Genomic DNA, 24400 nt, shown 5'->3' with positions numbered 1-24400 from the left:
TTATGAAAATTGTTGTGATTGGATCGGTCGCTGCTGGAACATCTGTAGCTGCTAAGGCGCGTCGAAATGATGAAACAGTCGAAATTGTAGTGTATGAAGAAAACCAGGATATTTCTTATTCTGTGTGTGGAATGCCTTACTATTTAGGTGGAGAAGTAGAATCGATTGAAGAATTGATTCCTAGAAATCCTAAATGGTTTAAAGATCGCTTCGAAATTGATATCCATACAAATCATCACGTAACCGCTATTCATCCACTCGTCAAAGAAATTGAAATATATGATAAAACTACAGAGAATGGGTTTAGAGAAACTTATGATAAATTAGTGTTGGCGACAGGATCTTATTCTTTAACACCTCCGCCATTCAACTTAAACACTTACGAAAATGTTTTTCACGTTAAATCGATGGACAATACGAAAGCTATTGATCAATATATGCATAATCAGGAAATCAAAAAGGTAGCAATAGTTGGTTCCGGGTTTATTGGATTAGAAATGGCTGAACAGTTCACGCAAAAAGGATTAGAAGTCTCAATTGTTGAATTGGCAGATCAAATCTTCCCTAAAATCGATGCAGACATGTCTTATCATTTGAAAGAAAAGTTGAAAGAAAACAATGTTCAATTGCATCTTGCGGATAAAGTAGAATCGATTACTGGAGATAGAAAAGCGGAGCAGCTCCACACAAACAAAGGAAAAGATATTGCTGTAGATCTAGTTATTTTAGCAATTGGTGTTAGACCGAATGTTTTTTTAGCGAAAGATGCTGATATAGCGTTAGGAGATACTGGAGCAATCAAAGTTAATGAACATATGCAGACTTCAGAAGAAGATGTCTATGCTGTCGGAGATGTCGCTGAAAGTTTTAATTTGATCACTAAGCAGCCTTCCTATATTCCATTAGGTTCTACAGCCAATAAAATGGGAAGAATTGCAGGAGATCATCTTACTGGAGGATCTTTATCTTTTAAAGGGATATTAGGTACAGGAATTTTCCGTTTATTTGATTTAACAGTTGGTTTTACAGGGTTATCTTATAGAGAAGCACAACAGTCCGGATTTGATCCGGTTGTGATCCACAACATTAAACCAGCTCATGCAACCTATGTGGGTGGTAAGAATCTGCTAATCAAAGCTGTTGCAGATCGAGAAACTGGGAGAGTGTTAGGTGCACAAATCATTGGACCTGAAGGGGTAGATAAACGAATTGATGTGTTAGCCACCGCCATCACATTTGGCGCAAAAGCGGAAGATTTATTCCATTTAGATTTAGCTTATGCACCGCCGTTTAGCACGACAAAAGATCCTGTATTATATACGGGAATGGTTCTGGAAAATGCCCGCACGGGTCAGCCAGTCCTAACACCAGAAGCGTTAGTGGAATTACAAGAGAATCAGAAAGTGGTTCAAGTTGTAGATGTTAGATCAAAATCGGCTTATGCAAAAAATCATGTTAAAGAGGCCGTTCATATTCCGATGCCAGACTTACGTAAAAGAGCAGCGGAATTAGATAAAGATAAACTTACGGTTGTTTACTGTAATAAAGGCGTAACGAGCAATACTGCCCAGAACCTCCTATTGAATATTGGCTTTAAGCAAGTGTATGTATTATCTGGAGGAAATACCAATTATCAGTATTATATAAAAAGCAAAGAAAATTAATATGTACTAAGTGGTTCTTTTAAACCATGTCTAGTTTTGATAACAGACATGGTTTAAAAGAACAAATTTTAGAATGATAGATCAAAATTATTTGATGAATGATGCAAAGTGGAGGATAAGAATGGAAAAAGAAAGTAAACAGCAAGCAGCCATTAGTATTTTCGAAAGATATTTAACAGTCTGGGTTTTATTATGTATGGCAATAGGAGTCATGATTGGACAATTCATCCCCTGGATTCCAGATGTTTTAAGCCGTTTTGAATATTATCAAGTCTCTATTCCAACTGCTATCTTGATTTGGATCATGATTTTCCCTATGATGCTCAAAATTGATTTTTCGAGTATAGTGGATGCAACCAAAAAGCCTAAAGGATTACTTTTGACAACAACCATCAACTGGGCTGTTAAACCCTTTACCATGTTTTTAATTGCTTCATTTTTCTTTTTGTTTGTCTTCAATGGATTTATTGAAGAGGGGTTAGCGAGAGAGTACATTGCAGGAGCCGTTCTTTTAGGTGCAGCACCATGTACGGCGATGGTATTTGTGTGGAGCAAGTTAACAAACGGGGATCCAGCGTATACATTAGTTCAGGTTTCAATCAATGATATTATTATATTGGTCTTGTTTGCCCCAATTGTTGCATTGCTACTAGGCGTTGGTAATGTTGTCGTACCATGGAATACTTTGATACTGTCAACAATATTATTCGTTGTCGTTCCTTTAGTACTTGGAATAGTAGTAAGAAAATTAGTAGTCAGTAAAAAGGGAAAAACTTACTTTGAAAAAAACTTTATAAGTAAGTTTGATCGAGTAACGATGATAGGATTATTGCTTACTTTGATTATAATCTTTTCTTTTCAAGGAGAACGCATTGTACAGAATCCCATTCATATCTTGTTGATATCAATTCCGCTTATTTTACAAACGTTTATCATTTTTGGCGTGACTTATTTTGGAGCTTATGCATGTAGACTACCTTATAACATCGCTGCTCCATCTGCAATGATTGGAGCAAGTAACTTTTTTGAATTATCTGTAGCCGTAGCTATTTCGTTGTTTGGTTTAAATTCAGGAGCTACATTAGCTACAGTGGTAGGCGTGCTGGTAGAAGTTCCTATTATGTTATTACTGGTTAAAATAGCAAACCGTACACAAAAGTGGTTTGATTTTAAATAACAGAATTTTTAGTCCAGAAAGGTCAGGTGTAGTTACCTGGCTTTTTTTGCGTTGTACAATATCTGAAGAAAAGCTACAATATAAATAGAACTTTTTTCACAAAATAATTAGTGATACATACAAACCAAAGGAGTGATTGCTAGTGCAGGTAATTCAAAATGATAAAGTAGATATTGTTGTGGTAGGGGCAGGAGGAGCAGGGATGGCTGCTGCTATTTCTGCAAAGTTATCTGGAGCAAATGTTGTTTTGGTTGAACAGCTTAATGAGATCAAAGGGAATACAATCAAATCTTCGGCAGGAATGAATGCTTCAGAATCAAAATTTCAGAGTAAGCAAAATGTTGAAGACTCTAACGAATGCTTTTTTCAGGAAACATATAAAGGTGGAAATCAGGCGAATGATAAAGAGTTACTAAAATATTTCGTAAATCATTCAGCAGATGCGATTGATTGGCTGGATGGATTAGGCATCACTTTATCGGATTTGACCAAGACCGGTGGGATGAGTGTGAATAGAACACACCGCCCAGCAGATGGATCAGCTATTGGTCAATATCTAGTGTCTGGATTATTGAAAAAAATAAAAGAATTGAATATTCCAATCCTATTCCAATCAAAGGCAGAAAAATTACTAGTAAAGAATAGCAAAATAGTTGGAGTACAAATAGAAGATAATTTGAAGGAAAAGAAAAAAATATTAGCAGATTGTGTTATCGTAACTACTGGAGGATTTGGTGCTAACAAGGTATTATTACAGAAGTACGCACCGCAGCTTGATGGAATCATTACAACTAATCATCCAGGAACCCAAGGATCAGGTATTCAAATGATTCAAGCGATCGGGGGAGCTGTTCGTGATTTGAATCAGGTACAAATTCATCCAACAGTTCATCAAGAAACAGGGATTTTAGTAACTGAAGCTTTGCGAGGAGAAGGTGCACTACTTGTCAATAAATGGGGCAACAGGTTTGTTGAAGAATTAGATCGACGAGACGTTGTATCAGATGCGATTTTAAAGTTGGAAGAACCCTATGCTTACTTAATATTTAACAATAAAATCAGAAAACGAGTACTCGCTGTCTCCTTTTATGAATATAAAAAAATGGTTTATTCAAAAGATTCTATTGAAGCATTAGCTCAATATTTGAAAATGACGGAAATTAATTTAAAGCAGTCAGTTAAAAAGTGGAATGATACCAATGTAAGTCAAAGTGTAAGAGATGAATCCATTGAATCCTCTATGGATGGTGGGCCATATTTTGCGATTAAAATCGCACCGGGGATCCATCATACGATGGGTGGAGTAAAAATCAATATCCATGCAGAAGTATTGAATAAAAATGGAGAAAGTATTAAGGGACTTTACGCAGCTGGGGAAACCGTTGGCGGATTACATGGACAGAATCGGATTGGCGGCAACGCAATTGCTGAAACGATTGTCTTTGGGAGGACCGCTGGAGATAAGGCAGCAGAGTACAGTAAGAAAAAACATAAAGTTTCTTTTGAACAAGATAGCTGGAAATAATGAAGAAGTATAAAATGAGCGTTTTAATAAATAGAGATTTAGAAGAAAAGGTGATTAAAACTGAAAATTGTATACAAAACAATAAAAAATATTGAAATAGAACAGTTAAACAATTTATATGAAAGTATAAGCTGGTTAGACTATGTCAGGGATCCTTCTATTTTAGAGAAAATGATTCTAAATACACGGCAAGTTTTTTCGGCATGGGATAAAGAAGAGCTAGTCGGCCTAGCAAGAGTTGTAGGAGAAGAAGCATATAAGGTTTATATTCAAGATATTCTAGTAAAAAAAGATTATCAAGGTGGAAAAATCGAATATACTCTATTAAAAAAAGCGTTAGAAAAAAATGCACAAATCCCTCAGAAAATATTATTGACGGAAAGCAGCAGGAACGTGATCCGGTATTGTAGAAAAGAAGGATTCACGGTTTCTGAACAAGAGGCATTCGGACTGATAATTAATGAATACAGTATAAAAAAAGAGGACACTTTTTAGAAGAGTGTCCTCTTTGTATTGTTTAAAGTTACTCAGATAAATTGGTTTGTTTAATTTTCGTAGAATCTACTTGATGATGATTTTTGTAAAGCATATCGTAATGCGCAATATCGTCTTCGTAATAAAGTTCTGAGATAAGTTCGAAACCGAAAGACTCATAAAAGTCTTTCAAATAAGCTTCTGCTTGGATTTGAACTTCTCTTTTAGGATAACGAACGGTGATATAATTTAAGGCTACTTGCATTAACTCTCTTCCATGACCTATATTTCTGCAGTGCTCTGGAACGAGTACACGACCGATTCGTACCTTTCCATCTTTCAAGTAAACTCGACAATAGGCATTCACTGTATCTTTACATCTTTTTAATAGATGTGTGGCGTGGAGATCGATATCATCCACTTCTTGATAAGCAGCAGCTTGCTCTACTACGAATACTTTGGTTCTTTCTTTTAAAATTAAGTGAAGATCTTTTGCGCTTAATTCTTCCAACTGTTTATATTGCCACATACGAATTGAATACTCCTCCCGGACATTGATTTTTACTTTAGATAAAATGTCCTCGAATAATGAAAAAGCTGTGATGAATAAATGAATTTTCTGTGCAGATAATTCTTGATTCACTTCAGTATACATAAAATAAAAAAATACTCAACTATGTAAAATATATGCGCTATCCTGAAAGAAATAAACAAGATATTTTTGTATAAACTAACGAAAATAAAGCGCTTTATTTGTTTTTTTAAAACGATTATAAATTTATAAAAGAATTTTCATCGATTTTGCTTAATTAAGTTAAGAGAAAACGGACAAACAAGCAGATAGATGAGAAATAAACAAAAATTATAAAGGAATTATATACAATATATAAAGGGGAATGATTTTAGGGCACAAAAATAAGTCCGCACTTTTTCAAGTAAGGACTTATAATTGGGGTTGTTCATATAAAGTTGAGAGGCAATATATGAACTACGGTAGAGGTCTATTGTTTGCTACGGATCTATCATATCGGCTTTAGCAAGGAGAAAATAGATAGGAGTTAAGCCTTGATCTCGTAACTTGAACACAGTATACTACAAACTTTTCTAAAACCTCCAAAATAGTCATATAATGGTATAAAATATATAAAAAAGGGAACGTATTGTTCGGTTTAATTCGATTTTACCTCCACAACAAGATAATCAGTTGATAAAAAAGAGGGTAATTTTAATTTATGAATGATTTTATTTCCTCTTTAAGGAGTTCTTTGAGTTCGTTTTCTTCAATAATATCTAGCATGTTCAAACCTTTATCAATCCAATCTTCTCCACTTTCATCCCCTGATTTGATCATAGATACACCTTTTCTAGCATAACAAACAGCTAACATGTCATGTTTTTTTAATTCTTTAGTATATGGAATTAAATTTTCAAGAGCAGATAGTGCCTCCTCGTATTTTTGGCTATCCATAAAGAGGTACACGAGATTGAATTTTAAATTATATCTTAACTTGGAGCTGTCGTTGAATCCTTTATATTTTTTGAGTTGTTCGATGGCTCTACTAGAAATATAGATGGCAGAATCTGCGCTGAAAAAGAACATGATATTATTGACTAAATAAATTTCAGTTAATTGCCATTCATCAAAAGCTTCTATTCTGTCCCATACTGGCTGTACATATTTTCTAGCTAGTTTAATATCATGTGTTCTTCCAAAAACAATTAGTGATTCATAAATGGACTGAATATCTTTTACCACAGTATCTTCAAATTCAGTTAAATAATCTTCGGCTTCTTTTTTTAATTTCTCTAACTCATCGGGAGCGTTGTACTTTTGGTTTACAAATGAATAAAGGATTGCCCCTTTTTTTGAGTGAGCATAGTCTCCTTGTATGAATAGAAATTCTCCCACAGACATTTCTAGACGATCCAATATTGTGAAGAGCTTTGAAGCAGCTGGTTCAGCCTCTTCTCTTTCTATTTTTGAATAGGTTGATTGCTTAATAATTCCTTGCGCTACGTATTTTTGAGTATAACCTTTTGATTCCCGAATTTTTCGTAGTGTTTTTCCAGGTAAATAATCGAGAGATAGTGGTTGATCTGTAGAATTTTTCATAAATATCCTCTTTTGTTAGTTAATATTTAAGAAAATTATACAATTTATGACTGGATTTTGCTATAATAATGATAGAAAATCATCATATTCTAAGAAAGGAGCTGCTTTAGTTGAAAAAGAAAATAGCGTTGATTACATTAATGTTAATGTTTGCTGTTCAAGTATCTTCAACACCAACCACTTCTGCAGATAGTTATTCACCTACAGCTATTTGGCTAATCGGTACGTAATGAATTTCTTAGTTAGAACATACTTAATATAAGTCGTTTAGCATGATTATGCTGAACGGCTTTTTCTTGTGAGATAGTAACCTCAATGAAAGAAGATATTATTTAAAAAAGTCATATATTATTTATGGATTTCATGAAACAATTGCTCATAAAGCATTGTATTTATAGGTGATTTAGTATAAAGTGAAGAGAGTGACTTTGTGAAACAAAAGCTGTTTCACGAGTTGAAATAAAAGGAGTTTTTGGTTATGAATCCAGAGGAATTTAAAGCCGAGTTAGAGCGTCGTGGTTTGCCGATTACAGACGATAAAATGATTCAATATAAACTTTATTTAGAGTTATTACAAGAATGGAATCAAAAAATTAATTTAACTGCAATTACTGAACAAGAAGAAGTCTATTTGAAGCATTTCTACGATTCTTTAACTGCCGGGCTATATGTAGATTTTAGTAAAGGGGTCCACAGCTTATGTGATGTAGGCTCAGGTGCTGGCTTTCCCAGTATCCCCCTAAAAATACTTTATCCTGATTTAAAGGTCACTATTGTCGATTCTTTGAAAAAAAGAATCAGTTTTTTAGAAATTGTTATGGATAAACTTAATTTATCCGATGTGACGCTTCTCCATGATAGAGCAGAAACATTTGGGCAAAATAAGACTTATAGAGCAACTTATGATTTCGTAACTGCCAGAGCAGTAGCCAGAATGAGTGTATTGGCTGAGTTATGCTTGCCCCTTTTGAAGAAAGATGGTGTATTTATTGCTATGAAAGCTGCGCATGCACCTGAAGAGATGAAGGAAGCAAATAAAGCAATCACTACTTTAGGCGGTAAATTTAGAGAAGACTTTTCTTTTGAGCTGCCAAAAGCTGCAGGAGAAAGACATATTATCTTGATTGACAAAAAGAAAGAAACGCCAAACAAATACCCTAGAAAACCAGGCACACCAAATAAACAACCCTTATAATAATAAATAATAGAACCGGGAGGATTCACATGGCTCAGATCATTGCCGTTGCGAACCAAAAAGGTGGTGTAGGCAAAACGACTACAACCGTTAATTTGGGAGCGTCACTTGCATATGCAGGGAAAAAAATATTGTTGATAGATATGGATGCTCAAGGGAATGCTACAAGCGGATTAGGCATTCGTAAAGGTGAAGTAGATAAAGATATTTATGATGTATTGATCAATGAAGTACCATTGGATGACGTTATCTTACCAACAAGTAGAGAGAATTTGTCTATTGTACCCGCGACTATACAGTTAGCAGGAGCCGAAGTAGAGTTAACCAGTCTAATGGCTAGAGAAACTAGATTGAAAAGTGCAATCGAAACATTAGGAGAAACATATGATTACATTTTTATTGATTGTCCGCCTTCATTAGGTCATTTGACGATCAATGCGTTTACTGCCAGTGATTCAGTCTTGATCCCGGTACAATGTGAATACTACGCATTAGAAGGGTTAAGTCAACTGTTGAATACTGTTCGATTAGTCCAGAAACATTTCAACAAAGAACTGAAAGTAGAAGGCGTTTTATTGACGATGCTCGATGCTAGAACCAATCTAGGTTTCGAAGTTGTTAATGAAGTGAAAAAATACTTCCGCGAAAAAGTTTATACAACTATTATTCCCAGAAATATTCGTTTGTCAGAAGCACCGAGTTATGGTCTGTCAATCATTGATTACGACTTGCGCTCAAAAGGTGCAGAGGTTTACCAAGAGTTAGCAAAGGAAGTGATGCTGAATGGTAAATAAAAAGAAAGGTTTAGGACGTGGGATCGATGCGTTGTTTGATGTGCCTGATTTTGAAAATGAAGTTAGTGGGGACGATGAACGTGTAGAATTGATTTCTCTTGAAGAGATTCGACCTAATCCTTATCAACCAAGAAGACATTTTGATGAAGATGCATTGAATGAACTAGCAAAATCAATTAGTGTATCTGGAGTATTGCAGCCCATCATATTGAGACAATCTTCAGTAAAAGGGTACGAAATTATTGCTGGAGAACGTCGTTTTAGAGCGTCTAAAATTGCTGAAAAAGAAAAGATTCCAGCCATTATACGTGAATTGAATGAAGAAGTCATGATGCAGGTTGCTATCTTAGAAAACTTGCAACGTGAAGACTTAACCTCGCTAGAAGAAGCAGAAGCTTACAACATGATGATGGAAAAGCTTTCTATGACGCAAGAAAAAGTTGCAGAAAAACTGGGGAAAAGTCGTTCTTATATTGCGAATCACTTACGACTACTAACTCTGCCCGCAGAAGTTAAAAATCTACTCCAAGAAAATAAACTTTCAAACGGTCAAGCTAGAACACTACTTGGACTAAAAGATAAGAAAAAACTGACTAAGTTTGCTAGACGGACGGTAAAAGAAGGATTAACGGTAAGACAGCTAGAACATTTAGTAGCAGAAGCAAACCAGAAACCCAAAATAGAAAATAAAAAGCAAGTGGATACAGATAAATCGATTTATATTCGTCGCTCTGAAGAGCTTTTAACAGATAAATTTGGAACAAGTGTTGTGATTCGAGAAAAAGGTAAAAAAGGAAAAATCGAGATTGAATACGTTTCTCAAGATGATTTGAATCGTATTTTAGAAGATCTGGATATCGAATTTGAATAAAAGTAGGGAGTGAGGATTGTGGAGAAGTCTTATGAACTGCATGATGTAGTTGAGATGAAGAAAAAACATCCCTGTGGAGTGAACCGTTGGGAAATTATTCGACTGGGTGCTGATATTCGCATTAAATGCGTCGGATGTGGCCAGTTAGTCCTCATGCCTCGAAGAGAGTTCGAGAGAAAAATGAAAAAAGTACTCAAAAAAGCTGATGAAATAGATTAGTTAGCTATTCTAAAGAAGTCAGCATTATTTCGTTTAAATTATTTTAAAATCATGAAAGCAAGGAAAGGTGAATACTAAAAATGCCTTTAACAGCAGGAATCGTTGGTTTACCCAATGTAGGGAAATCAACGTTATTTAATGCCATCACAAAAGCTGGTGCAGAAGCAGCGAATTATCCGTTTGCAACGATTGATCCAAACGTAGGAATCGTAGAAGTACCAGATAAAAGACTTGAAAGATTAAAAGAACTTGTAAAACCTCAGAAAGTTGTTCCCACTACTTTTGAATTTACAGATATCGCTGGAATTGTAAAGGGTGCGAGTAAAGGGGAAGGCTTAGGAAATAAATTCTTGGCGAATATCCGTGAAGTGGATGCAATTTGTCATGTTGTTCGTTGTTTTGATGACGAAAACATCACACATGTTTCAGGATCAGTTAGTCCAGCTGATGATATTGAAACCATCAATTTAGAGCTAGCACTTGCAGACTTGGATTCTGTAGAAAAACGTTATGACCGTGTGAAAAAGCAAGCCAAATCAAAGGATAAAGATGCTCTTGAAATGCTTACTGTTCTTGATAAGATCAAACCTGTCCTTGAAGAAGGCAAGCCGGTTAGAATGCTTGATTTCACACCGGAAGAACTGCCAATTGTTAAGTCACTATTCTTATTAACAAGTAAGCCCGTATTGTATGTAGCTAACGTTGCAGAAGAAGACATTGCAAATGCAGAAGGTAATAAGCACTTAGAAGTGGTTAAAAATATTGCTGCCGAAGAAGGTGCGGAGGTTGTCACGATTTCTGCAGCTATTGAAGAAGAAATTGCAGAATTAGATGATGAAGAAAAAGCGATGTTTTTAGAAGATCTAGGTGTGGAAGAACCCGGGTTGGATAAATTGATTCGATCTTCATACGATCTATTAGGATTAGCGACATTCTTCACTGCGGGGGAAAAAGAAGTTCGTGCTTGGACATTCCGTAAAGGGATGAAAGCACCTCAAACTGCAGGCGTGATTCACAGTGACTTTGAACATGGATTTATTCGTGCAGAAACAATTGCTTATGCGGATTATGATGCATTAGGCAGTGAAAAAGCAGCCAGAGAAGCTGGGAAATTACGTTCAGAAGGAAAAGAATATGTCGTGCAAGATGGCGATGTCATCTTGTTCAGATTCAACGTATAAAAATTTACACCAGAAAGGAGAAAAATCATTTGTTCAATAAACATAATAAAGAAGTTCCTGAGCAGTCTGACAAAGCAAAAGAACTTTTAGCGAAGAAAGAAGAAAATACTGAATTATATGAGCAGTTAACGAATAAAAATAGAGAATATATGGTCAAACTGAATCGCAGCTTAGATGATCATAAAGTATCGGAAGAAAGAAAGACAATCATTTATAATGATATGTTGAAAAAAATAGTTGAGCAGCAAAGCCACCATTTGACAGCTCGACGTATTTACGGCACGGTTACGGATCAAGCGAACTATCTAACGGATAACCAGACAGCTAGTGAACAAGAAGAAGTTGTACGTTCAGAAAGCTGGAAAATATATCTGGATGGGGTATTAACAGCTGGTGGAGCCTACACAGGAATTACTGGATTAATCAGTTTGTTTACAGATCAATCTTCTACAATGACTTTATTTATGGCATTTCTGGCGTTTGTTGTAGGGGGTCTAGCATTAATGGTCATTGCAAAATATGCGCCTGTCCCAGGTCAAAAGGGTGGATTTTTGAAATATATTTTAGCCACTTCTGGAGTTATGATAGGATTTGTTTTATTAATGACATTAGGTGCTTTCCCAAGTCCTTTCAATCCTATGTTATCACCAATGATTTCTGTTATCATCGGTGTCGCAGCAATTGGGGCAAAAATTTACTTGAAACGCAGATTGAATATCCAAGGAACATTATTTTAAATTCTTTGTTAAAACCTCTAGAGACTATTAGTCTTTAGAGGTTTTTATAAATTCTAGCGGAGCAAGAAAAAAGAGAAAACATACATTTATATATATATAATAATAATTAGTTCGTTTTTTAAGCGTTATCAAAATATTTCGTGGTTAAGTTTATGAGAAAATTCTTACAAGGCGAACTCTAGTGTTGACGCAGCTTGGTATGGGTGGTAACTTAATAATTAAAAATTACGTGAGGATTAGTTGTAATTATAAAATGGAGGAGAAAAAAATGGGGAATTGGGAAACAAAGTTCAATAAAAAAGGATATACGTTTGATGATGTACTTTTATTACCGGCAGAAAGTCATGTTTTGCCAAATGAAGTTGACTTGCAAGTAGAGCTTTCAGAGTCCGTGAAATTAAATCTGCCAATACTAAGTGCAAGTATGGATACCGTAACGGCTTCTGGAATGGCTATTGGAATGGCACGACAAGGTGGACTTGGAGTTATTCATAAAAATATGACAATTGAACAACAAGCTGATGAAGTTCGTAAAGTTAAACGTTCTGAATCCGGTGTAATTATTGACCCATTCTTTTTAACTCCGGAAAATCTGGTTTCTGAAGCAGAAGCGTTAATGTCCAAATATCGTATTAGCGGAGTACCGATTGTAGAAACAATGGAAAATAGAAAGTTCGTTGGAATATTAACAAACCGGGATATGAGATTCATAACGGACATGTCAGGGCAGATACAAGATGTCATGACAAAAGAAAATCTCGTTACAGCTTCTGAAGGAACGTCTCTAGAAGAAGCGGAACTTCTACTTAAAGAACATAAAATAGAGAAATTGCCTTTAGTTGATGCTAATGGATGGTTGAGTGGTTTAATTACGATTAAAGATATAGAAAAAATTACTCAATTCCCTAATGCTGCTAAAGATAAACATGGGCGTTTACTAGCTGGTGCGGCTGTGGGGATTACTAAAGATACATTTGAGCGTTCCCAAGCGCTGATTGATGCAGGGGTGGATTTAATTGTTGTAGATACAGCTCATGGTCATAGTGCAGGTGTTTTAAGAGAAATGAAGAAAATTCGTGAAGCCTTTCCCAACGTTACGTTAGTTGCGGGTAATGTAGCTACGTCAGAAGGGACAAGAGCTTTATTTGAAGCAGGGGCCGATGTAGTAAAAGTTGGAATTGGTCCGGGTTCAATTTGTACAACGAGAGTAGTTGCAGGAGTAGGCGTTCCTCAGATTACTGCTATTTATGATGCCGCCTCCGTTGCACGTGAATATGGAAAACCTATTATTGCAGATGGTGGTATCAAGTATTCAGGAGATATTGCTAAAGCTCTTGCTGCTGGAGGTCACGCTGTCATGCTTGGAAGCATGCTTGCAGGAACGGATGAATCTCCAGGAGAATTTGAAATTTATCAAGGTCGTCGTTTCAAAACGTATCGAGGAATGGGCAGCCTTGGTGCAATGAAAAAAGGTTCCAGTGATCGTTATTTCCAAGATAATAAGACAGAAGCGAATAAATTAGTTCCAGAAGGAATTGAAGGTCGGGTAGCTTACAAAGGCAGCGTTCAAGATATCCTGTTTCAATTGACTGGTGGGCTACGTTCCGGAATGGGCTACGTGGGGGCAGCTGATTTGAAAGAATTAAGAGAAAATGCTCAGTTTATTCAAATGTCAGGTGCAGGTCTGAGAGAATCTCATCCACATGACGTGCATATTACTAAAGAAGCACCAAATTATTCTGTTTAATTAAATTGGTTTATGTAATAAAAGCACCGATAAATATTTCGGTGCTTTTATTACATTTTTTACTATCTTTTAAAATGTCATTTTGGTATTCTTGAGAATGACTACATATTTATATAACTAGATTGGAGATTAAGATGAAAGTATTTGAAGGATATCCATTAAGAAAAATTCTGAAAAGAGAGCAATTGTTATTGTGGGGGCTTTCACCTATAGTGCTGCAAATAGTTTTTGGAGTACTTTTTGTTGTTTACTTTATATCCAATAATATTGCTCTCATAGAGACTCTTGAATCCAGCATAGCACTAATGGAATATATAGAACCTGAAATTATAGCTGGAACTATTGTAGGGACTATCTTAGGAGCCGTGTTAATCACCATAGTTGTTATTTGGAGAAAGATCCCTCTGTTTAATCGTAAACAATTAAGTAGAAATGAATGGAAAATTATTCCGGGGTTAAGTAAAAAAGATTGGATATTTTTAGGTTGGTATATTCCAGTTTCTTATATCTTGTATATAGGAGGGAATATTTTGCTTTCCTATATATTTGGAGAAGCAGAAGCAGCTAATCAGCAAACGATTGAAGGGATGGTTGGACTCGCTCCCGTTTGGGCTTTGTTTTTAATGATTGTTATAGCTGCTCCTATAGCGGAAGAGGTATTGTTTCGGGGACTTATTCTGTTTAGACATAATTCATTAAACGCCTCTTGGATTTCTGTGGTTGTAAGTGCATTTTTATTTGGATTGATTCATATGCCTACTGATATTCCTTCTGCGTTTTCTTATATCGGAATGGGTTTCTTATTTGCATTTGCCGCTAAACACACAAGGACTGTAGAAGCGGGCATTGTTTATCATATGCTGAATAACTTAATAGCGTTTATTGTTTTGTACCAGGCATAACAAAAATCCGTTTTGCAAAATCTTATTTGATTTTGCAAAACGGATTTTTTAATCTAATTTTTCTAAAGATAGCAGGGCTTTTTTCATTGGCAAACCGCCACGAAACCCTTTTGGAGATCCTGTTTTGGGTACGACTCTATGGCAAGGATAAACGATCATTAGTGGATTTTTACCAATTGCTGTACCGACTGCTCGTGAGTGTGTTGGTTTTTTATTTAGTGCTGTAGCAATCTCACCATAGGTCGTTGTTTCACCATATGGGATAGTTAGCAAGTGGTTCCATACCTCAATTTGAAAAGAGGTTCCGATTAATTCAACAGGGAAAGTAAAACTTGTGCGTTGTCTTGTTAAATATTCTTTGAATTGACTAATATATAGAGTTAGAATACGATCATCTCTAATCAATTCTGTATTCACCTTTAAATTACTCACCCAAGTTTCGAGCTCGGTGAATCTTTGAGGAGAAGATCCTACATAAACCAATCCGTTCTCAGTAGCAGCAATATAAAACGACCAAGTATCATATATGACTTCAGAATAGTAGATTGTTTTGACCATATCTTTTTCTCCCCTAATATTTAGTATTAAATTGAGTGTGTTTTCAAAGCAGTTTTAATTTCCTGCATGACCTTAATTCTATCTTCTTCTCGTTCTAGGTCAACTGAATCTATATCAATCACTAATGTAGGACTCTTATCATATTCGCTAAACCACTCATCATAACGACTATGTAGCTTCGTATAATAGTCTAATAATCCGGGATTTTCTTCAACCTGTTCGAAAGGACGACCTCTTTTTTTAATTCTTTCTAAGTGAGTATCAAGAGAACCTCTAAGATAAATCAATAGATCAGGCGCTTTTTTAGGAATTTCCTGTAATTCTTCCATCATATTCTCCAATAGATCTGTATATAATATCATTTCAGCTTCGCTCATATTTCCTTCTTCATAATTGATTTTAGTAAAAAGAGCATCTTCATAAATTGATCGATCGAGGACATTATGTCTGTGGACTAGTGCCTGTTTAATACTTCTAAACCGAGTGTTTAAAAAGAAAATCTGTAATGAAAAAGCCCATCTTTTAGGATCTGCATAAAAATTTTCAAGAATTGGGTTTTCTACCACCTGTTCATAAAAAGCTTTACTTTTAAATTCTTCTGAAATGAACGTGGTGTACGTGCTCTTACCCGCTCCTATCATACCAGCTAATACAATCACTGACATCTTATCTCCTTCCATTCTTTAAAAATTCATCCCTATTATCATACCACAGGAAATAGGCAGAAATCATTACTAGTAAAAATTCCATAGTTTATTTAATGGAACTGTCATTTATTCGATAGGAATGCCTGACAGACTATAGTTCAATAAATCATACCTCTCAAAGTAGATTAGTAAAGCACTTTGGTTGTTTCTTGCTTTCTTGTAGCGGTATAGTGAAACTATACGAATGAAAAGGAGAATGGTCATGGAAAAATTACAAGATTTTTCATCAAGAGACTATTTAAATAAAGTAGATGCTTGGTGGCGAGCAGCTAACTATTTATCAGTTGGTCAATTGTTTTTAAAAGATAATCCTCTACTTAAGACCGTTTTAAAGTCAACCGATATTAAAGTCAATCCAATTGGTCACTGGGGTACAATCCCAGGACAGAATTTTGTTTATGCTCACTTGAATCGGGTCATCAATAAATATAAGCTAAATATGTTTTTCATTGAAGGTCCCGGTCATGGTGGACAAGTAATGGTATCAAATGCATATTTAGATGGTACTTACTCACAGATCTATCCAGAAATTTCCCAAGATGAACAAGGAATGCAAAAACTATTCAAACAGTTTTCTTTTCCAGGTGGAATTGGGTCACATGCAGCACCAGAAACTCCTGGCTCTATACATGAAGGTGGAGAATTAGGATATGCCTTGTCGCATGCTACAGGTGCAATATTGGATAATCCAGAAATGATTGCTGCTGTAACCATAGGAGATGGTGAAGCGGAAACAGGAGCCTTGGCAACTTCTTGGTTCTCTAACGTGTTTATCAATCCTAGAAAAGATGGGGCAGTGCTGCCAATACTTTGTTTAAATGGGTATAAGATTGCAAATCCAACGATTCTTTCAAGAAAAACAGATAAAGAACTGACTCAGTATTTTAAAGGATTAGGCTGGGATCCGATATTTGTTGAAGGAGACGATGCTGAGAAATTGCATCCGGAAATGGCGGAAAAACTGGATGAAGCAATTGAAAAGATTCAGATGATTCAAAAATCTGCCAGAGAAAATAAGGAAACTAAATTTGCAATGCCAACTTGGCCGGTGTTTATACTGCGAACACCTAAAGGTTGGACGGGACCAAAATTCTGGGATAATAAACCGGTTGAAGGTTCTTTTAGATCTCACCAGATTCCCATTCCAGTAGAACAGAATGATATGGAAGATAGTGAGGCACTAGTAGACTGGTTAAAATCCTATAGACCAGAAGAGCTATTTGATGAAAAGGGTAAGTTAAAAGAGGATATCAAAGCCATTGCGCCAAAATATGAAAATAGAATGTCTGCTCATCCAATTACGAATAGCGGAATTAATTCTAAGCCACTAGATGTGCTAGACTGGAAAGAATACGCTGTTTCAATCGCAACCCCTGGAGCAGAAAAGAAACAAGATATGACGGAATTTGGTAAATATAGCCGTGACATTGTCGTTAAAAATCCAGATAACTTTCGAATTTTCAGTGTAGATGAACTCAATTCAAATCGGTTGAATGCAGTGTTGGAAGTGACTGATCGTCAATGGATGGAACCTACACATGAGCCAAATGATGCATCAATGGGTACGGCAGGAAGAGTGATTGATTCTCAGCTATCGGAAAATCAGGCAGAAGGCTGGCTGGAAGGATATGTTTTAACTGGACGACATGGTTTCTTCGTAAGTTATGAAGGCTTCTTGAGAATAGTGGATTCTATGCTGACGCAGCATTTTAAATGGATCAGAAAAGCGGATGAATTAGAATGGCGAAACGATTATCCTTCACTGAATGTAATCGCATCTTCTTCTGTTTATCAGCAGGACCACAATGGATATACGCATCAAGATCCAGGCATTGTGACTCATCTGGCTGAAAAAAAACCAGAATATATTCGTGCGTATTATCCAGCTGATGCAAATACTTTGATGGCTGTAATGTCAAAAGTGTTAAGTTCTAAACAAAAAATCAATTTAATTGTTTCTAGTAAACATCCGCGTCCGCAGTTCTATTCAGCTGATGAAGCAGAAGAATTAGTAGAAAACGGCTTGAAAAAAATTGATTGGGCAAGTACAGATCAAGATGAAGAACCTGACATTATAATGGTTGCCGCAGGAACAGAACCTAACTTAGAATCATTAGCAGCAATTACAATTCTTAAAGATTATTTTCCAGAAATGCATATTCGTTTTATCAATGTAGTTGATTTGTTCAAGTTACGTCATCAGAAGATAGACGCTCACGGATTAACAGATAGTGAATTTGACGCGTATTTCACTCCAGATAAGCCTATTTTGTTTGCCTATCATAGTTATGAAGGATTAATTAGAGATATTTTCTTTGATAGACCCATTCATCCTATTTCTATTCATGGATATAGGGAAAATGGAGCTGTTACTACACCATTCGATATGAGGGTTTTGAACGAACTAGACCGATTTAGTTTAGCAAAAGATGCAGCTAAAATGGTATATGGATTTGAAGCACAAGATTTTGAAGTAGAAATGGATAAACGCCTCAGTAAGCACCATGCGTATATTCGTGAACATGGCGAAGATATGCCTGAAGTTAGGGAGTGGAAATGGGCTATGTTAGATTAAGTACTAAGTTATAACGAATAAGGTCTATAAGTTGAATAGTCTATTTGTTTTTCAATAAAATGAACAATAAGAAATAGGAATGGATATTTATCTAAGGAGGAATGTAATATGGAACAAAGAGCAGTAGATAAAGGAATGCCATTAAATAGTATGAAATTAAAATTGAAAAAATTAAAAGATCAGGTAATGGTCATCACAGGTGCTACGAGTGGAATTGGTCTAGTGACTGCTAGAATGGCTGCAGAGCAAGGTGTAAAGCTGGTATTAGCTTCAAGAAATGAAGAAGCATTAAGTATATTAGAAAAAGAGCTGAAAGTTAGAGGAACTGAATTTGTCTATGTCGTAGCCGATGTATCTAAAGAAGAAGATATAGATAAAATTGCCGAAAAAGCAATTGAAAAATTCGGCGGATTTGATACATGGTTAAATAATGCTGCGGTGTCTATTTATGGATACTCAGCAGAAATTCCAATTAAAGATATGCGCCAATTATTTGATATTAATTTCTGGGGAGTAGTCTACGGGACTCGTAGAGCCATCGCTCATTATAAAGAAAAGAATGAACCGGGATCTATTATTAATATGGGTAGTGTTGTTGGGAATCGTGCTTTTCCAGTTCAATCAAGTTATTCAGCCAGTAAACATGCTATTAGAGGGTTTACAGATGCTGTACGTATGGAGCTGGAAAAAGAACACGCACCAGTAGTTCTTTCCCAAATTCATCCAGCTAGAGTAGATACCCCTTATACAGATCACGCAACAAGTTACATCAATAAAAAACCAACCCATAAAGGGGTCGTTTACCCACCAGAAAGTGTAGCAGAAGCCATTCTTCATGTTGCTGAACACCCTAAACGCGATATGTATGTTGGAACACAGTCTAAGTTTTTCTCAATTGTAGGTATGCTGTATCCTAGATTAACAGATAAAATCATGGAGATTAATACGTATCCAACTAATTATGATGAAAATACAAAAGCGCCAGCTCCTGAGGCAGGTAATCTCTATGAGCATAAAGAAGATTTGGATGAGCGTGGCAATAACTTAGGCTGGCACCGACCAAAAAGCTTAATGGTAAAAGCGAAAAAAAATCCAGGTGTAACGGCAGCAGCTATAACTGTAGGAGTTGCTCTAACAGCTTTGAAATGTATGCAGTCTAAAAAATATAAAGTAGCAAGATAAAATACTCTCTAAATATTACTTCTGAAAGTTAGGATATAGTCTAACTTTCAGGGGTTTTTATAATAAAATACTATACAAACTTAATAAAATAGTAGTAAAAAATGCATTAAATTTATATTCTTATGCTACACTCTTTTTATAGAATAACAGCAAAATAACTATGTAAGCAAAATAACTGAGCAGATCTTTAGAAGGGAAGTAAATAGGATTAGGACATTAAATTTGGCCCACCGAGGATTTAGTGGGAAGTATCCAGAAAATACGATGATTGCATTTCGAAAAGCTTACGAAGTGGGGGCTGACGGTATTGAATTAGATGCCCAATTAACGAAAGATGGAACGATCGTTATTTTCCATGATGATACTTTAGAACGGTTAACAAGTGACAAAGGACAATTAACGGAATGGACTTTAGATGAACTTAAGTCTCTATCCATTAATAGTAAAGATCAGGAAGGATTAGCAGAACAAAAAATCCCGACTTTAAAAGAATACTTTGAATGGATGCAGGATAAAAACCTGCTTACCAATATCGAACTTAAAACAGTTAACGGTAATGATATTGGATTAGAAAAGAAAGTATTAAAAATGATTGAAGAGTATGGATTAGAAAAACAGATAATCATATCTTCTTTTCACAAAGAAAATATGATTCGAGTTAAAAAATTCAATGCGACGATTCAGACTGGACTGTTGACATCGAAATGTACTAAACAAATTATCCAAAAAGCCAAAGAGATCGGAATGGACTATATTCATCCAAATGCATTATCTTTAAATGAAGAATTAATAGAATATGCAGATTATTACGATTTAAAAATCAATACTTGGACAATCAATGAGAAATTGGATTTAGAAAAAGCAATAAATGTGGGGATAAATGCTATAATTACAGATTTTCCTGATCGTCTTAAGGAGATTCAAGATAAGGGATATGTAGAGATGTGAAAATTGGACAATACACTATTATTAATCAGCATAAAAACTTGAAACAAAAACAGATACACTATTTAGTGTATCTGTTTTTGTTTTTTTGTCTATTTATAAGTTATTAATATAGGGTTTTTGAACGATACACTAAAGTTGGCACGGAACTTGCAATATAGTAGATGACGGACAAATAATATAGTTTTTGTCCCTCTAGACTTATAGAAAGTTTAGAGAATCGGGAAAATTGAAAGGGGGAAATAGTGTAAGAAAGAATAAAAAATATTTGAGTTATAGACAGAACAATCAAATTAAGGAAACTTATTTTGATAAACGTGTCTAAAAGTAATAGAAAGAAACTATTTAGGAGGTTAAGAAATGGTAGGAATTATACTAGCAAGCCATGGCGAATTCGCTGAAGGCATCTTGCAATCCGGTGCAATGATCTTTGGAGAACAAGAGAATGTTAAAGCTATTACCTTGATGCCAAGTGAAGGTCCTGAAGATGTCAAAGCAAAAATGAAGAGAGCAATTGCATCATTCGATGATCAAGATGAAGTACTATTTTTGGTGGATCTATGGGGAGGTACTCCATTTAATCAAGCTAATACTTTATTTGAAGAAAATAAAGATAAATGGGCAATCGTTGCTGGTTTGAATTTACCAATGTTAATAGAAGCCTATGCATCTCGCTTGTCAATGACATCTGCTCAAGAAATTGCCGCACATATTATTGAAACAGCAAAAGATGGTGTAAAGGTCAGACCTGAGGAATTGCAACCTACATCGGCTAATGGAGTTGAAATTGCAGACGATGGACAACCTAAAGGAGAACTACCTCCTAATACAGTTGTTGGAGATGGAAAAATAAAAATCGTTTTAACACGTGTAGATTCTCGTTTATTACATGGACAAGTAGCAACAGCATGGACTAAAACAACACAGCCAAACCGTATTATTGTTGTCTCCGATGCAGTTTCAAAAGATGATCTTCGTAAGAGATTAATCGAACAAGCTACACCACCAGGAGTTAAAGCAAATGTTATTCCAATTGATAAGATGATTGAAATATCTAAAGACCCTCGTTTCGGGAATACTAAAGCACTATTATTATTTGAAAACCCCGAAGATGTTCTTAGAGTAGTTGAAGGCGGCGTAGAGATTGAAGAAGTCAATGTTGGATCACTTGCTCATTCAGTTGGTAAAGTCGTTGTAAATAATGTGCTCTCTATGGGACAAAATGATGTAGAAGCTTTTGAAAAGCTTAAAGAAAAAGGTGTTAAGTTTGATGTACGTAAAGTACCCAACGATAACCGCGGCAATATGAATGAAATTATGAAAAAAGCAAAAAATGAATTAGCAAACAAATAATAAAAAAATTAAGTAGGAGGTCTATTATGTCTATTATATCAATGGTTCTAGTAGTTTTTGTTGCGTTCTTGGCAGGTATAGAAGGGATCTTGGATGAATTCCAATTCCATCAACCACTAGTAGCATGTACACTAATCGGTTTAGTAACAGGTAACTTGACAGCAGGTATTATTTTAGGCGGAACACTTCAAATGCTCGCATTAGGTTGGGCAAATATTGGAGCTGCCGTAGCACCAGATGCAGCATTGGCATCTGTAGCATCAGCAATTATTTTAGTATTAGGTGGACAAGGCGTAAATGGAGTTTCAACAGCAATTGCAATTGCGATTCCACTTGCAGTAGCAGGTCTTTTCTTAACAATGATCGTTCGTACATTAGCTGTTCCGATCGTACATTTAATGGATAGTGCAGCTGAAGAAGGTAATTTTAGAAAAATCGAATTCCTTCATATAGCGGCGGTTTGTATGCAAGGAGTGCGGATAGCAGTTCCAGCAGCAGCACTTTTATTCATTCCAGCTGAATCAGTTCAAGCATTCTTGACTTCTATGCCAGCTTGGCTAACTGATGGTATGGCTATCGGTGGTGGAATGGTCGTTGCGGTTGGTTATGCAATGGTTATTAATATGATTGCAACAAAAGAAGTATGGCCATTTTTCGCTATTGGTTTTGTAGTAGCAGCGATGACTGATTTAACTTTGATTGCTCTAGGTGCTCTAGGTGTGGCTATGGCATTAATTTACTTGAATCTTTCTAAAATGGGTGGCTCTTCAAATGGCGGAAGTAATTCTGGAGATCCATTAGGCGATATCTTAAACGATTATTAATTTCAAAGGAGGAATTAAAACATGGCAGCAGAAAAAATTGAACTATCTAAAAGAAATCGATTAGCCGTAGCATGGCGTTCTACCTTTATCCAAGGTTCTTGGAACTACGAACGTATGCAAAATGGTGGTTGGGCTTACTCAATGATTCCCGCAATCAAAAAATTATATACAACAAAAGAAGATCGTGCAGCAGCTTTAAAACGTCATTTAGAGTTTTTTAATACGCACCCATATATTGCATCTCCTATCCTTGGAGTTACTTTAGCTCTTGAAGAAGAACGTGCAAATGGTGTAGCAGTAGATGATGTAGCAATTCAAGGTGTTAAAGTTGGGATGATGGGACCTTTAGCAGGTGTTGGCGATCCTGTTTTCTGGTTTACTGTACGTCCAATGTTAGGTGCTCTAGGTGCATCTCTAGCGATAGGTGGAAGTATTTTAGGTCCAATTCTTTTCTTTGTAGCTTGGAATCTTATTCGTTGGGGATTCATGTGGTATACACAGGAATTTGGTTATAAAGCAGGGTCAGCAATTACAGATGACCTTTCAGGTGGATTATTGCAAGATATTACAAAAGGTGCCTCAGTTCTAGGAATGTTTGTGTTAGCAGCTTTAGTTCAAAGGTGGGTTTCAATCAATTTCCAACCTATAGTTTCTAGAGTACCTTTAGACGAAGGAGCTTATATTGATTGGGATGCACTACCATCAGGATCAGAAGGTATTCGTACAGCTTTTGAACAATTCAACTCAGGATTAGCCCTTTCTCCTACTAAAGTAACTTCATTACAAAATAACTTAGATCAATTAATTCCAGGACTAGCACCATTACTTCTAACATTGCTATGCATGTATTTGCTTAAGAAAAAAGTAAATCCAATTATCATTATTCTTGGACTATTTATAGTTGGTATTGGTGGACACGTAATCGGACTTTTATAAAAGGTTTATAAAAGTTTGTGGATCAACACTAATTCGTATAAAAGTGGCTGGGTCTAACTCTCAGTCACTTTTTTTATTGATATAAGTACTTAAATCCACGTATAATAGAAATAAATAAAGAAATTGGAGCGGATAGAATGGTTGAATCAATTAATACAAAAGTTGACTTGGTAATAGATGCTACCGCTTTTACGGGATTAACTGATTATGGAAAAATAATGATTGGTAATAATGGATTTGAATTTTTTAATGAGCGTGATACACGTAAATTTATTCAAATTCCATGGGAAGAAGTAGAGAATGTTATTGCTTCTGTTATGTTTAAGGGTAGATGGATACCTCGTTATGCGATTGAAACAAAAAGATCTGGGACATTTTCTTTTGCATCAAAACATCCTAAGAAAGTTCTTCGAGCTATACAAGTATATATTGATCCAGAGCATATGATACATTCGTTAAGCTTTTTTGATGTCCTTAAGCGTGCTTTTAAATCAATAGGAAAGAAAAGAAACAAATAGCAAACGCATATCTATTTATTGATAATCAGCTTATGTTAACTGGAGAAAGTATAGAGTATTAAAATGTCTTTCGTTTACTATATGAAAAATTCTAAAACACAATGTTCATTAATATTTTGTTTGATAAAATATTAATAACATTGTGTTTTTTGAGTATTTTTAAAGGAATTGCTTTATTTTTAGAAAGGGCCCTATATAAATCA

23 protein-coding genes are annotated in these 24400 nt (G+C 35.6%); 19 read left to right on the top strand and 4 right to left on the bottom strand.

The window, feature by feature from the left end:
* Window positions 1-2 precede the first annotated feature (2 nt).
* From BLT22_RS06550 to BLT22_RS06535, 4 genes are all read left to right on the top strand, one after another.
* The gene (locus BLT22_RS06550; RefSeq protein ID WP_091761815.1) at window positions 3-1664 is read left to right on the top strand and encodes an FAD-dependent oxidoreductase; all 1662 of its coding nucleotides are present in this window, start codon (window positions 3-5) and stop codon (window positions 1662-1664) included.
* Window positions 1665-1785: 121 nt separating this feature from the next.
* Entirely contained in the window at window positions 1786-2841 is a 1056-nt protein-coding gene (gene arsB / locus BLT22_RS06545) for an ACR3 family arsenite efflux transporter (protein WP_091761813.1), read from the top strand.
* 142 nt (window positions 2842-2983) lie between these two features.
* Window positions 2984-4366, top strand: a complete 1383-nt coding sequence (locus tag BLT22_RS06540) for a flavocytochrome c (protein ID WP_091761811.1) — start codon at window positions 2984-2986, stop codon at window positions 4364-4366.
* Between the two features lie 60 nt (window positions 4367-4426).
* Window positions 4427-4861, top strand: coding sequence for a GNAT family N-acetyltransferase (locus BLT22_RS06535; protein WP_307723875.1), 435 nt, complete (start codon window positions 4427-4429; stop codon window positions 4859-4861).
* A 28-nt stretch (window positions 4862-4889) separates the two neighbouring features.
* On the opposite strand, the gene BLT22_RS06530 is transcribed toward BLT22_RS06535, so the two are convergent.
* Together BLT22_RS06530 and BLT22_RS06525 are read right to left on the bottom strand one after the other, a co-directional pair.
* Window positions 4890-5369 (bottom strand): GNAT family N-acetyltransferase, encoded by a 480-nt coding sequence (locus BLT22_RS06530; protein ID WP_087059137.1) that lies wholly within the window; start codon window positions 5367-5369, stop codon window positions 4890-4892.
* 696 nt (window positions 5370-6065) lie between these two features.
* Window positions 6066-6953, bottom strand: a complete 888-nt coding sequence (locus BLT22_RS06525; protein WP_091761807.1) for a helix-turn-helix domain-containing protein — start codon at window positions 6951-6953, stop codon at window positions 6066-6068.
* Window positions 6954-7431: 478 nt separating this feature from the next.
* Between BLT22_RS06525 and rsmG the strand changes: the two genes are divergently transcribed.
* The 8 genes from rsmG to BLT22_RS06485 all read left to right on the top strand — a co-directional run bounded on the left by rsmG (window position 7432) and on the right by BLT22_RS06485 (window position 14599).
* Window positions 7432-8148, top strand: a complete 717-nt coding sequence (gene rsmG / locus BLT22_RS06520) for a 16S rRNA (guanine(527)-N(7))-methyltransferase RsmG (RefSeq protein WP_091761805.1) — start codon at window positions 7432-7434, stop codon at window positions 8146-8148.
* 29 nt (window positions 8149-8177) lie between these two features.
* On the top strand, window positions 8178-8942 hold the full coding sequence (locus tag BLT22_RS06515) for a ParA family protein (RefSeq protein ID WP_087057431.1): 765 nt from the start codon (window positions 8178-8180) through the stop codon (window positions 8940-8942).
* Window positions 8932-9813, top strand: coding sequence for a ParB/RepB/Spo0J family partition protein (locus BLT22_RS06510; protein WP_091761801.1), 882 nt, complete (start codon window positions 8932-8934; stop codon window positions 9811-9813). The genes BLT22_RS06515 and BLT22_RS06510 overlap by 11 nt, the downstream gene beginning before the upstream one ends.
* Before the next feature lie 18 nt (window positions 9814-9831).
* Window positions 9832-10032 (top strand): DUF951 domain-containing protein, encoded by a 201-nt coding sequence (locus BLT22_RS06505; protein ID WP_087057433.1) that lies wholly within the window; start codon window positions 9832-9834, stop codon window positions 10030-10032.
* A gap of 80 nt (window positions 10033-10112) precedes the next feature.
* Window positions 10113-11213, top strand: coding sequence for a redox-regulated ATPase YchF (gene ychF, locus BLT22_RS06500; protein WP_091761799.1), 1101 nt, complete (start codon window positions 10113-10115; stop codon window positions 11211-11213).
* A 29-nt stretch (window positions 11214-11242) separates the two neighbouring features.
* A complete protein-coding gene (locus BLT22_RS06495; RefSeq protein ID WP_091761797.1) occupies window positions 11243-11950 on the top strand; it encodes a DUF1129 domain-containing protein in 708 nt (235 codons plus the stop codon).
* Window positions 11951-12218: 268 nt separating this feature from the next.
* Entirely contained in the window at window positions 12219-13697 is a 1479-nt protein-coding gene (gene guaB / locus BLT22_RS06490; RefSeq protein WP_091761795.1) for an IMP dehydrogenase, read from the top strand.
* A gap of 134 nt (window positions 13698-13831) precedes the next feature.
* Window positions 13832-14599 carry a CPBP family intramembrane glutamic endopeptidase gene (locus BLT22_RS06485; RefSeq protein ID WP_091761794.1) on the top strand — a complete coding sequence of 256 codons (768 nt, stop codon included), beginning with the start codon at window positions 13832-13834 and terminating at the stop codon, window positions 14597-14599.
* Between the two features lie 48 nt (window positions 14600-14647).
* On the opposite strand, the gene BLT22_RS06480 is transcribed toward BLT22_RS06485, so the two are convergent.
* Both BLT22_RS06480 and BLT22_RS06475 read right to left on the bottom strand, forming a co-directional pair.
* Window positions 14648-15157, bottom strand: a complete 510-nt coding sequence (locus BLT22_RS06480) for a methylated-DNA--[protein]-cysteine S-methyltransferase (protein WP_091761791.1) — start codon at window positions 15155-15157, stop codon at window positions 14648-14650.
* A 26-nt stretch (window positions 15158-15183) separates the two neighbouring features.
* The gene (locus tag BLT22_RS06475) at window positions 15184-15837 is read right to left on the bottom strand and encodes a deoxynucleoside kinase (protein WP_091761788.1); all 654 of its coding nucleotides are present in this window, start codon (window positions 15835-15837) and stop codon (window positions 15184-15186) included.
* 229 nt (window positions 15838-16066) lie between these two features.
* Between BLT22_RS06475 and BLT22_RS06470 the strand changes: the two genes are divergently transcribed.
* The 7 genes from BLT22_RS06470 (at window position 16067) to BLT22_RS06440 (ending at window position 24197) form a co-directional block, all read left to right on the top strand.
* Complete coding sequence (locus BLT22_RS06470; protein WP_091761786.1) at window positions 16067-18439, top strand: phosphoketolase family protein; 2373 nt, start codon at window positions 16067-16069, stop codon at window positions 18437-18439.
* 108 nt (window positions 18440-18547) lie between these two features.
* Window positions 18548-19621: an SDR family oxidoreductase gene (locus tag BLT22_RS06465; RefSeq protein WP_218127248.1), complete on the top strand. Its 1074-nt coding sequence runs from the start codon at window positions 18548-18550 to the stop codon at window positions 19619-19621.
* Window positions 19622-19843: 222 nt separating this feature from the next.
* Window positions 19844-20569, top strand: coding sequence for a glycerophosphodiester phosphodiesterase (locus tag BLT22_RS06460; RefSeq protein ID WP_091761784.1), 726 nt, complete (start codon window positions 19844-19846; stop codon window positions 20567-20569).
* Window positions 20570-20926: 357 nt separating this feature from the next.
* On the top strand, window positions 20927-21919 hold the full coding sequence (locus tag BLT22_RS06455; protein ID WP_091761782.1) for a mannose/fructose/sorbose PTS transporter subunit IIA: 993 nt from the start codon (window positions 20927-20929) through the stop codon (window positions 21917-21919).
* Between the two features lie 26 nt (window positions 21920-21945).
* Complete coding sequence (locus BLT22_RS06450; RefSeq protein WP_091761779.1) at window positions 21946-22743, top strand: PTS mannose/fructose/sorbose transporter subunit IIC; 798 nt, start codon at window positions 21946-21948, stop codon at window positions 22741-22743.
* Between the two features lie 21 nt (window positions 22744-22764).
* Entirely contained in the window at window positions 22765-23679 is a 915-nt protein-coding gene (locus tag BLT22_RS06445) for a PTS system mannose/fructose/sorbose family transporter subunit IID (RefSeq protein WP_091761777.1), read from the top strand.
* A gap of 137 nt (window positions 23680-23816) precedes the next feature.
* Window positions 23817-24197, top strand: a complete 381-nt coding sequence (locus BLT22_RS06440; protein ID WP_091761775.1) for a DUF956 family protein — start codon at window positions 23817-23819, stop codon at window positions 24195-24197.
* Window positions 24198-24400: the final 203 nt, after the last annotated feature.

The organism is Marinilactibacillus psychrotolerans, assembly GCF_900101525.1.
In the GTDB taxonomy this organism is placed as follows: Bacteria; Bacillota; Bacilli; order Lactobacillales; family Carnobacteriaceae_A; genus Marinilactibacillus; species Marinilactibacillus psychrotolerans.
Note: the sequence above shows the minus strand (reverse complement) of the source record. Positions and strands in the feature narration are given on the sequence as shown.

What these genes read in the sequence shown, in the direction of transcription:
- guaB (WP_091761795.1), top strand. Translation starts at nt 12,219, where the DNA reads ATGGGGAATTGGGAAACAAAGTTCAATAAAAAAGGATATACGTTTGAT.
- rsmG (WP_091761805.1), top strand. Translation starts at nt 7,432, where the DNA reads ATGAATCCAGAGGAATTTAAAGCCGAGTTAGAGCGTCGTGGTTTGCCG.
- BLT22_RS06470 (WP_091761786.1), top strand. Translation starts at nt 16,067, where the DNA reads ATGGAAAAATTACAAGATTTTTCATCAAGAGACTATTTAAATAAAGTA.
- BLT22_RS06475 (WP_091761788.1), bottom strand. Translation starts at nt 15,837, where the DNA reads ATGGAAGGAGATAAGATGTCAGTGATTGTATTAGCTGGTATGATAGGA.
- arsB (WP_091761813.1), top strand. Translation starts at nt 1,786, where the DNA reads ATGGAAAAAGAAAGTAAACAGCAAGCAGCCATTAGTATTTTCGAAAGA.
- BLT22_RS06515 (WP_087057431.1), top strand. Translation starts at nt 8,178, where the DNA reads ATGGCTCAGATCATTGCCGTTGCGAACCAAAAAGGTGGTGTAGGCAAA.
- BLT22_RS06440 (WP_091761775.1), top strand. Translation starts at nt 23,817, where the DNA reads ATGGTTGAATCAATTAATACAAAAGTTGACTTGGTAATAGATGCTACC.
- BLT22_RS06465 (WP_218127248.1), top strand. Translation starts at nt 18,548, where the DNA reads ATGGAACAAAGAGCAGTAGATAAAGGAATGCCATTAAATAGTATGAAA.
- ychF (WP_091761799.1), top strand. Translation starts at nt 10,113, where the DNA reads ATGCCTTTAACAGCAGGAATCGTTGGTTTACCCAATGTAGGGAAATCA.
- BLT22_RS06530 (WP_087059137.1), bottom strand. Translation starts at nt 5,369, where the DNA reads ATGTGGCAATATAAACAGTTGGAAGAATTAAGCGCAAAAGATCTTCAC.
- BLT22_RS06455 (WP_091761782.1), top strand. Translation starts at nt 20,927, where the DNA reads ATGGTAGGAATTATACTAGCAAGCCATGGCGAATTCGCTGAAGGCATC.
- BLT22_RS06480 (WP_091761791.1), bottom strand. Translation starts at nt 15,157, where the DNA reads ATGGTCAAAACAATCTACTATTCTGAAGTCATATATGATACTTGGTCG.
- BLT22_RS06450 (WP_091761779.1), top strand. Translation starts at nt 21,946, where the DNA reads ATGTCTATTATATCAATGGTTCTAGTAGTTTTTGTTGCGTTCTTGGCA.
- BLT22_RS06510 (WP_091761801.1), top strand. Translation starts at nt 8,932, where the DNA reads ATGGTAAATAAAAAGAAAGGTTTAGGACGTGGGATCGATGCGTTGTTT.
- BLT22_RS06485 (WP_091761794.1), top strand. Translation starts at nt 13,832, where the DNA reads ATGAAAGTATTTGAAGGATATCCATTAAGAAAAATTCTGAAAAGAGAG.
- BLT22_RS06445 (WP_091761777.1), top strand. Translation starts at nt 22,765, where the DNA reads ATGGCAGCAGAAAAAATTGAACTATCTAAAAGAAATCGATTAGCCGTA.
- BLT22_RS06525 (WP_091761807.1), bottom strand. Translation starts at nt 6,953, where the DNA reads ATGAAAAATTCTACAGATCAACCACTATCTCTCGATTATTTACCTGGA.
- BLT22_RS06550 (WP_091761815.1), top strand. Translation starts at nt 3, where the DNA reads ATGAAAATTGTTGTGATTGGATCGGTCGCTGCTGGAACATCTGTAGCT.